The sequence below is a fragment of the Frateuria sp. genome (genome assembly GCF_013362045.1).
Taxonomy (GTDB): Bacteria; Pseudomonadota; Gammaproteobacteria; order Xanthomonadales; family Rhodanobacteraceae; genus Frateuria_A.
Genome location: NZ_JABFWW010000291.1, coordinates 1 through 9,535, shown reverse-complemented (window position 1 = coordinate 9,535; position 9,535 = coordinate 1). Strand labels below are relative to the sequence as shown.

Below are 9,535 nucleotides of genomic sequence, written 5' to 3'. Positions count from 1 at the left end.
GGAGTGCGCTCCGCCGTGGCGCGATCGACACATGCCGGCCGGGCGATCCTTGCGTGCTCTGCGCGGGGCCTTTGCGTGTCGGCGTCGCGCACCGGCTGGTCGCGCAGGGGTGGCCGGCGTGCCCGAGGGCCGGCGGTCGCCGGGCCCGGGTGTTGCGAGGCGAAAGCGGCACCGCCGGTTCTGCCGCACTCCTCCCGGAGGATTTCCCATGACTCCCCGTATGCAACTGGCGGCCAGTGCGCTGGCGCTCGCCGTTTCCCTTGCCCTGCTGCCGAAGGCCGCGGTCGCCAGCAGTGCCGCCTCGCCCAGCCCGCAGGACATCGCCAGCATGGCGCAGACCCACACCGGCTACCCGGTGAAGGTGTCGATCTACGCCTCCGGCCTGAACAACCCGCGCGGCCTGACGTTCGGGCCCGACGGCTACCTCTACGTGGCCGAGGGCGGCAAGGGGGGCACGCATCAGACCACCCCGATGCAGTGCACGCAGGTACCCGATGTCGGGCCCTACAGCGGCAGCCCGACCGGCGGGCGGATTTCGAGGGTCGATCGCCACGGGCATCGCTTCACGGTCACCGACCGCTTCCCGTCCAGCCAGACCAGCGCCGCGACCGGATCGTTGATCAGCGGCGTGGCCGACGTCGCCTTCATCGGCCGCACGCTCTATGCGATTACCGCGGGCGCCGGCTGCTCGCACGGCGTGGCGGGCACCTTCAACGGCGTGGCGCGCGTGGAGGCCGACGGTTCGATCCACTGGATCGCCAACCTCAGCCGCTACCAGATGCACCACCCGGTGCAGAACCCCAACCCGGGCGACTTCGAGCCCGACGGTACCTGGTACAGCATGGTCGCGCTCCGCGGCGAGCTGTTCGCGCTGGAACCCAACCACGGCGAGCTGGTGCGTGTGCGCACGGACGGCGCGATCCAGCGCATCGTCGACGTGTCCGCATCGCAAGGCCACATCGTGCCGACCGCGCTGGCGTACCACGGCCACTTCTTCATCGGCAACCTCAACACGTTCCCGATCGTGGCCGGCTCCTCGAAGGTGCTCGAGCTCACCCGCAATGGCCAGCTGTGGCCGGCCGCGGACCGGTTGACCACGGTCGTCGGGCTCGCCTTCGACTGCCGCTCGCGGATGTACGTGCTGGAGAACACCACGGGCAAGAACAACCCGGTGCCCACGCCGGGCACGGGCAAGGTGGTGCGGATCGATCCGTCGGGCGCACGCACCGCCATCATCACCGGCTTGACGCTGCCCACGGCGATGACCTTCGGGCCCGATGGCGCGCTGTTCGTGTCCAACGCGGGCTTCGGCCTGCCGCCGGGCATGGGCCAGGTGCTGCGGTTCGACCTCGATGTGGGACAGCACGGCCACTAGCCGCGCCTGCTGCGGGTGAAGGCGGCCCACGTTTGGCGCGGGCCGTCTTTCATTGCGGGCAGCCGGGCGAGCGATGAAAGGCTCGCCTGCCGGAGCTACTTGATGCGCGCCGGCCCATGGGAAGATCGGATACCGGCAAAGCGCCAGGCCTCCACATCGCGCAATAGCCGACCGACGGCGCCCTTTATCCGCCCATCGCGCGTGACGCCGGTGCGGTGGCTTATCGATCCGCGTTCAGTAGGAGTGCTGCCGGTAAAACTGCTCGAGCTGCCGATAGACCTCCGGCAAATGCTGGCGCAAGGCCGCCGGCTCCTCGAAAAACTGCTCGCTGACCACCGCGAAGAACTCGGCCTCGCTCTCCAGCCCGTACGGGTCGATCGGCAGGGGCAGCCCGTTGCGGTGGTCGTCGCGCAGGCGATCCCAGGTACCGGAGAAGACGCGCGTCCACACGCGGCGATCCATGCGCCGGTGCAGGGGCGGGAAACCGTTGGCTTCACCGTTGAGCAGGTCGAGCTTGTGCGCCATTTCGTGGATGACCACGTTGTGGCCCGGCTTCCTGCCGGCATGGAGCACGTCCGCCCACGACAGGATCACCGGTCCGCGCCCCCATGCCTCGCCGGCCATCACGTGGCGGGTCTGGTGGACCACGCCCGCCGCATCGGTATGCGTGCGCCGCGGGATGAACGCGTCCGGATAGACGATGACGCTGTGCCAGCCGTCATACCAGTCGAGGCCCAGCTTCAGGATCGGTACGCAGGCGTGGGTCGCGAGCAGCACGCGGTCGGCATCGTCGAGCTCCAGCCCCTGGACCGGTTCCAGCGACTTGCGCTCCAGGAACAGCGTGGCCAGCACGCGCAGCGCGGCCTGGTCGGAAGCGCCCAGCCGGCGCGCCGGGGCGCACCGCCGCAGCGCGTCCTGCCACAACGGTTCGGCGATGGGGCGCCGGGCGACGATATGGCGTACGCGCCAGTTTCTGATTTTGTCGAGCATGGCCCCTGCTGGAAGTCTTGGCGTTCCCAGCATCAGGGCGATGGGCGCTTTCTCAAGAACACCCGCGAAAGGAAACTGCCAGGTGGAGCGTGCGCTTGCCCGGGGCCCCGAGCGGTCGTGTCGATCCGCGTGGGGCTGGATCGTCGTAGAGGTGACACGCCGCGAATCGAGAGCCTGCCAGGGATGCCAGGGCAGGGAGACCGCCCTCGACCTGGGTTTGTCTTGAACCGCTCGCCGGCGTCGCCGTCATGACCTTCACCACCAGGAGCCTCACCATGACCATCACCATTACCGCCTTTGAAAACTCGCCCGATGGCGGCAAGGGACTGGCACGCGATACGCGCGTCCGCTGGGCGCTGGAAGAGGCGGGCCAACCCTACGAGGTCCGCCTTCTGTCGTTCCGGGCGATGAAGGAGCCCGCGCACCTGGGCCTTCATCCTTTCGGCCAGATTCCCACCTACGAGGAAGGCGAACTCGCCCTGTTCGAGAGCGGTGCGATCGTCTTCCATATCGCCGAACGCCATGCGGGTCTGCTGCCGCACGATCCCGATGCCCGCGCGCGGGCGATCACCTGGATGTTCGCCGCGATCAATACCGTGGAGCCGCCGATCCTCGAACTCGTCACCGTGAAGTTCATCGAGGGTGACAAGCCGTGGGCCGCGGAACGCATGCCTCTGGTGGTGGAGCGCATTCGCACCCGGCTGCGCCAGCTTTCCGCACGCCTGGGCGATGCCGACTGGCTCGATGGTGCGTTCAGCGCGGGCGACCTGATGATGGTGTCGGTGCTGCTCCGCCTGAAACCGTCGGGCATCCTGGGCGAATTCCCGAGCCTGGCGGCCTACGTCGCCCGCGGGGAGGCGCGGCCCGCCTACCAGCGCGCTTACGCCGCCCAGGCGGCGGTGGCTGCCGGTCATCGGGCCGCCTAGGACGGGAGGGGACTTAAGCCTCGTCTCCATGCTGCCCCGCACCCTCGGATGCGAAGGGCAGCCAGAAGCACGGGTCACCCATGCGTGGAATACCGTCCCTGGGGCGAGCGTCTTGCAGGAAAGCAACCTTTGGCGCAGCTTCTGCTTTTCGGCTGCGGAGAAGGTCGGGATGAGCCTGCTTGACCGCCCGGTGTGGTCCAGCCTGAGCACGGCCCACGCCGACTTGTCGCTGGGCGACGACCTGGCGCGGCGATACAAGCCGGATGTCAATCGCTTTGCGTCCGCCCGCGATGACGGCGAGACCGCCCAGCGAGCCCTGGCTCGCCTCGTGCAGCCGTCGGAGCATGTGTTCATCCTGCAGGCGCAGGACATCCGCATTCCATCCGGCCTTGTTGCCATCAAGGAGGCCCAAGGCGTGCAGATGGTGGCCCATGCCCCCGTGGCGCCACCTGGCGAGGGAGCTGACGGGATCGTCGCGCTGTCCGACCGCGACGCGGCAGAGATGCTGGCCCTGGCCACGCTCACCGAGCCGGGCCCGTTCCTGCGGCACACGCATCGCATGGGCCGCTTCTTTGGCGTTCGCGTCGATGGCCGGCTCGCCGCGATGGCCGGCGAACGGTTCCATTTTCCCGGCCACACCGAGGTCAGCGGTGTCTGCACGCATCCCGATTTTCGGGGGCATGGGTTGGCCAAACGCTTGTCCAGGCATGTCGCCGCGGGCATCGCGGCACGCGGCGAAACGGCCTTTCTGCATGCCTGGAAGAGCAACGACGCCGCGATAGCGCTTTATCACGCGCTTGGCTTCCGCTGGCGATGCGATGTGAACATTGCCGTACTCGGGCGCGATCCGGAATGAGCTCCCCAAAACCCGGCGGAGCGCCTATTGCCACGCATCTGGACGCCATGACGCCGCTGCGTGTGGCCGTTCGGGCACCGCTGGTTCCCGATGACGCGATAATGCCCCGCTCCCAGGCCCTGGCCCGCGCCGCATGTCCATCGTCCTCACCGACTTCGCCCTGCCTCGGCTGTTTCCGCGCGAGCCGCGCCGCAACACCATCCAGGACTGCACGCCCGAGCAGTTCGAGCGCCGGCTCAACGAGGTGCCGCCGCTGAAGGTGCTCGACGGCTACGCACCGTTCTGCAAGCTGCACGTGCATCGCAACTGGACTTCCACGCGCTGCCTGGCGGTGCCGGTGAGCGACGGTAACCGGCACCTGCTGCGCTCGGACTACGAAGCGCGCACGCGGGACGAGCTGCCGGTGCTGGTGCGCTGGTTCGAGGGGCTGGAGCCGCCGGTCGCGGGTTACCTGATCCCCATCCTCTACAGCCGCGAACAGCTGGCGAAGGAAGGCTCGCCCATCGCCGCCGACTGGGGCGTGGTCGGCTGCATGTACGCCGCCGAGCCCGAGGAGACGCCGATGGCGCCCATCACCATGATGCGCAACGCGCTGGGCGTGGAAGAGGGCGGCTCGGGCGTGCCGCTGGACCGGGAGGCCTATCGCCGCAGCGTGGAGTTCTGGCGCAGGCATGCCAACTGGCGCGGGTAGGGAGAGGACGGTTCATGCCGTCCGGAGCGGGCACGGGCCCGATGGGCCATGTCCCCGTTGATGGCCGCGCGGGAGAGGCCAACGCATGACTACGCCATCTTCGTCGCCCAGTGCAGCGCCGCCGGACGCACCAGCCATCCGGATCGGTGCCCTTGTTCCACTCACCCGGCCCGGCTGGGTCGAGGCAGGCCGGCACATGCTCGCAGGACTCGAGCTGGCCGTTCACGACGTCAATGCCGCCGGCGGGGTCGCTGGGCGGCGGTTCGAGTTGGTGGTCCGGGACACCGCGGCCGATCCAGGGCGGGCCACGGCGGCCGTCGACGAACTGGCCGGCCTGGGCGTGGCTGCCTTGGCGGGGGAGTACCACAGCGTCGCCGCTCGTGCCGCGGCCGCCCGGGCCGACGCCCTGGGCCTGCCGTTCCTCTGTTCGTCGGCGGTGCTCGATGCGCTCACCGAGCAGCCCACGGACTGGGTCGCGCGCCTCGCTCCCCCGCAGTCCCGCGGCTGGCGGATCTACGCGGACTTCCTTATCGGTGCGGGCCACCGGCGCATCGCCGTCGCCGCCGAACCGGGTGTCTACTGGGCCTCCGGGACCCGCATCCTGCGGGACCGCCTCGCGCCGCGCGGCGGCACCGTGATCGACCTGGACGCGCGCGCACTTTCCCCCGCGGCCGTGTGCGATGCACTCGTTGGTCATCACACAACAGCCCTCCTGCTGCTGGTCGGCTTCCCGGAGCCGGCGGTGCCGATCGTCCGGTCCGTCCGCCGCGACCCGCGCCTCGCCGGGCTGATGACGGGTGCGCCGGCGGGGCAACCGGAATTCGCGGAATGGATGGCGCTGCTGGGCGAGGACGGCGCCGCGATCCCGTTCCTGCGCTACCTGCCCGAGCGCCTCACGCCCCTCGGTGCCTGCGTCGGATCCGCCCTTCGCTCGCGGCTGGCCGAAGCACCATCCTTCGTGGCCTTCGAGGGCTACGACACGATGCTCGTTCTCGCCGAGATGTTGCGTTCCCATGGCGCGGACCGCTCGCGCATTGCAGCCTCCTGGCGTCATGTCGCAGTCGACGGCACCCGCGGGCGGATCCGGTTTCTGCGCACGCCCGGCGTGAGCGTTTGGCAGTGGGCCTCGGCGCCGGTCCAGGTGGTTGATCGCGACCCGGCGGAGCCCGGCCGCTTCCGGATCCTTCACGCCAGCGAAGGGAACACGTAGGTCCGGTCGCCACGATCTTCCGGGCGGGAGCTTCCGACGGACCTGTGCCGGGCGCCGGGGAAGCGCCCGGAGGGCCACGCCCTTGACGCGCCCATGCGTCCGCCATAACGGCGCTCCGCCTACCTTCGCCGAAGCCTGCAGGCCGGCTGCCACCGGCAAGCGTCCCTGCGGGATCGAAGCGGAGAACGGCATGGCGTGCGATGCGACCTGGCCTGCGCTGCCTTACGAGGAATGGCACGACACCTACGCCACCTTGCATCTGTGGTCGCAGGTGGTGGGCAAGGTCGCCCTGGCGCTGGCGCCGCCGTTGAACCACTGCTGGGGCGTGGCCATGCGCGTGACCGCGCGCGGGCTGTCCACCGGCACGCTGCCGTCCGGCTCCCGGTCCTTCACCCTCGAGTTCGATTTCATCGAGCACGTGCTGAAAATCGCCTGCACCGATGGCGGCAGCCGCTTCGTCCGGCTGGCGCCACGCAGCGTGGCCGACTTCTATCGGGCGGTGATGGATGCGCTGGGCGAGATGGGACTGTCGGTACATATCTGGCCCGTCGCGGTCGAGATGCCATCGCCGGTGCGGCTGGACGAGGACACCAGCCACCACAGCTACGACGCCTCGTGGGCGCAGCGGTTCTGGCGCATCCTGGTGCAGGTGGAGCGGGCGTTCGCGGCCTGGCGCTGCGGCTACGTGGGCAAGAGCAGCCCGGTCAATTTCTTCTGGGGCAGTTTCGATCTGGCGGTGACGCGTTTTTCCGGCCGCCGCGCGCCGCCGCGCGAAGGGCCGGCGTTCGAACGCGACGCCTATTCCCACGAGGTGATCAGCCATGGCTTCTGGCCCGGCAGCGCGCCGCTGCTCGAGCCCGCCTTCTACGCCTATGCGGTGCCGTCGCCGGCCGGGCTGCCCGATGCGCCCGTCCGGCCGCCCGGGGCGTACTTCCATGCGGCGCTCGGCGAATTCGTCCTGCCGTACGACACGGTGCGCAAGGCGCCGTCGCCGGACGACGCGCTGCGTGCCTTCCTGCAAAGTACCTGGCAGCAAGCAGCCGAGCTTGGCGGCTGGAACCGGGCCGAGCTGGAGCGCACGCCGCCCCCGCGCCATGCGCAGCCTGGGTAGCGGCACCACAAGCCCTGACGATCATGGAGGGGACGCAGCCGATTCGTGCGATCGGCCCACGTGCCAGGACGATCCGCTCTGCACCCCGCGCCTCCGCCCGATGGCCGGCCGCCTGGTATGCCGGCCCCGCGCTGCCCCGACTACCGGGCGCGGACCGGTGCATCGACGGGACCGCCTCACACGTCGTGCGGGCGTCTGCCCCAAAGAATCAGCTCTGGCGTGCAGCCGAGCGTTGCGATCTCGTGGCCAAACCGGTCAGGAATCGAGAAGCGCCTGATCGCCAGCGGGCCTAGCATGACGGATCCCCCAACGAACCCGAGCGCCATGGACATCACCATCCACGCAAGCTTCCTCCCGCACACCGACCCGGACGCCTCGCTGGCGTTCTACCGCGACACCCTCGGCTTCGAGGTGCGCAACGACGTCGGCTACAACGGCATGCGCTGGATCACGGTCGGCCCGCCGGACCAGCCTGGCACCTCCATCGTGCTGTTCCCGCCTGCCGCCAGCCCCGGCGTCAACGACGAGGAGAAGCGCACCATCGCCGAGATGATGGCCAAGGGCACCTACGCGATGCTGCTGCTGGCCACCCGGGACCTGGACGCCGCGTTCGAGCGCATCCAGGCCAACGGCGCCGAGGTGGTCGAGGAGCCCACCATGCAGCCCTACGGCGTGCGCGACTGCGCCGTGCGCGACCCGGCGGGCAACCTGCTGCGCGTGCAGGAGCGGCGCTGAGCCGCCGACACATGCGAGGCCGGGGGGCGACACCCCGCCTAGTTCTTGGCCTCCCCGTCGCCCTCCTCTTCCTCCTCGTGCAGGGCCAGCACCATGCCGGCGCCGTCCTGCGGCGCCTTGCGCTCGGCCTTCAGCTTGATCTGCAGCCGCAGCTCGTTGGCCGAATCGGCGTTGCGGATGGCTTCTTCGTAACCGATGTGGCCGGCGTCGTAGAGCTCGAACAGGGCCTGGTCGAAGGTGCGCATGCCTAGTTCGCGGGACTTGGCCATGGTTTCCTTCAACCCGTGGAACTGGCCCTTGAGGATCGCCTCGCCGATCGTCGGCGTGTTCAGCATGATCTCGATCGCCGCCTTGCGGCCGTTGCCGGTTTCGGTGCGCACAAGCCGCTGCGAGATGATCGCGCGCAGGTTGGAGGACAGGTCCATCAGCAGCTGCGCGCGACGCTCCTCCGGGAAGAAGTTGATGATGCGGTCGAGCGTCTGGTTGGCGTTGTTCGCGTGGAGCGTGCCCAGGCACAGGTGACCGGTCTCGGCGAAGGCGATCGCATGCTCCATGGTCTCGGTGTCGCGGATCTCGCCGATCAGGATCACGTCCGGCGCCTGGCGCAGCGTGTTCTTCAGCGCGGCCTGCCAGGAGTGCGTGTCCACGCCGACCTCGCGGTGGGTGACCAGGCAGCCCTTGTTCCTGTGCACGTACTCGACTGGGTCTTCGACGGTGATGATGTGGCCGGCCGAATGGGTGTTGCGATGGTCGATCATGGCCGCAAGCGTGGTCGACTTGCCCGAGCCGGTGCCGCCCACGACCAGCACCAGGCCGCGCTTGGTCATAATGACTTCCTTGAGCACCTCGGGCAGGCCCAGCTTCTCCAGGGTCGGGATTTCCGACGCGATGGTGCGGATCACCATGCCGGTCTGCTGCTGCTGCACGAACACGTTCACGCGGAAGCGGCAGACGCCGGGCAGGGCGATGGCGAAGTTGCATTCGAAGTCGCCTTCGAATTCCTTCCGCTGTTTCTCGTTCATCAGCGACAGCGCCAGCTTCCGGGTGATCTCGCCGGTCAGGCGCTGCTGGCTGAGCGCCTTCATCTGGCCCTGGCATTTCATGCTCGGTGGAAAATCGGCCGAGATGAACAGATCCGACCCGCCTCCCTGGTGCATCAGCTTCAGCAACTGAAGCATGTAGTTGCGGGCTTCTTCCGGACTCAGGTTCGACATGGTTCGTGGGGCAGGGCGGGATCAGGCCAGTATCTTGTCCGCCCGGGGAAGGCAGCAAGCGCCACGGCGTCGGCGAGGCGCCGAGATGTGACGGAGCTCTCTGCGGCCGGCCGGCGGGACGTCCCGCACTTGCTATCCGCCGCATTCAGTGCGCAGGCATTGGCGTCCATGTCCGCGGCGAATACTGCCATCGGCGGTCGGCGGGAGCGCGGGGAATACCGGCATCGGCGTCCGGTGTTTCAGTACCGCTGGCGGTATCCGCGCCAAGGCTCGGGGTCGAACTTGCCGAACGCGCCGGATCCCGGTTCGTCCTGCCAGGAAGCCTTCCAAGAAAGGCCCGGCCCGCCTTCAACGCGGCATAACCTGCCGCGGCCTATCTTCGGGCCATGCATGGGCGGCGGGCATTTCTCCAGCGATGGGGCCGCAT

General features: G+C 69.0%; 9 protein-coding genes. 7 read left to right on the top strand and 2 right to left on the bottom strand.

The window, feature by feature from the left end; genetic code table 11:
- The first annotated feature begins 208 nt into the window (after positions 1-208).
- Entirely contained in the window at positions 209-1,375 is a 1,167-nt protein-coding gene (locus HOQ08_RS13930; protein ID WP_291196088.1) for a ScyD/ScyE family protein, read from the top strand.
- 234 nt (positions 1,376-1,609) lie between these two features.
- Here HOQ08_RS13930 and HOQ08_RS13925 read toward each other — a convergent pair whose 3' ends face one another.
- Positions 1,610-2,365: a M90 family metallopeptidase gene (locus tag HOQ08_RS13925; protein WP_291196085.1), complete on the bottom strand. Its 756-nt coding sequence runs from the start codon at positions 2,363-2,365 to the stop codon at positions 1,610-1,612.
- A 275-nt stretch (positions 2,366-2,640) separates the two neighbouring features.
- Here HOQ08_RS13925 and HOQ08_RS13920 point away from each other — a divergent pair, with 275 nt between their 5' ends.
- The 6 genes from HOQ08_RS13920 (at position 2,641) to HOQ08_RS13895 (ending at position 7,894) form a co-directional block, all read left to right on the top strand.
- A complete protein-coding gene (locus tag HOQ08_RS13920; RefSeq protein ID WP_291196082.1) occupies positions 2,641-3,291 on the top strand; it encodes a glutathione S-transferase family protein in 651 nt (216 codons plus the stop codon).
- A gap of 169 nt (positions 3,292-3,460) precedes the next feature.
- Positions 3,461-4,147, top strand: a complete 687-nt coding sequence (locus HOQ08_RS13915; protein WP_291196079.1) for a GNAT family N-acetyltransferase — start codon at positions 3,461-3,463, stop codon at positions 4,145-4,147.
- Positions 4,148-4,280: 133 nt separating this feature from the next.
- Entirely contained in the window at positions 4,281-4,838 is a 558-nt protein-coding gene (locus HOQ08_RS13910; RefSeq protein WP_291196077.1) for a DUF3228 family protein, read from the top strand.
- Between the two features lie 85 nt (positions 4,839-4,923).
- Positions 4,924-6,048: an ABC transporter substrate-binding protein gene (locus HOQ08_RS13905; protein WP_291196075.1), complete on the top strand. Its 1,125-nt coding sequence runs from the start codon at positions 4,924-4,926 to the stop codon at positions 6,046-6,048.
- 190 nt (positions 6,049-6,238) lie between these two features.
- Complete coding sequence (locus HOQ08_RS13900; RefSeq protein ID WP_291196072.1) at positions 6,239-7,159, top strand: DUF5996 family protein; 921 nt, start codon at positions 6,239-6,241, stop codon at positions 7,157-7,159.
- A gap of 324 nt (positions 7,160-7,483) precedes the next feature.
- Positions 7,484-7,894, top strand: a complete 411-nt coding sequence (locus HOQ08_RS13895; RefSeq protein ID WP_291196069.1) for a VOC family protein — start codon at positions 7,484-7,486, stop codon at positions 7,892-7,894.
- Between the two features lie 38 nt (positions 7,895-7,932).
- Here HOQ08_RS13895 and HOQ08_RS13890 read toward each other — a convergent pair whose 3' ends face one another.
- A complete protein-coding gene (locus HOQ08_RS13890) occupies positions 7,933-9,072 on the bottom strand; it encodes a PilT/PilU family type 4a pilus ATPase (RefSeq protein ID WP_291196066.1) in 1,140 nt (379 codons plus the stop codon).
- Positions 9,073-9,535 lie beyond the last annotated feature (463 nt).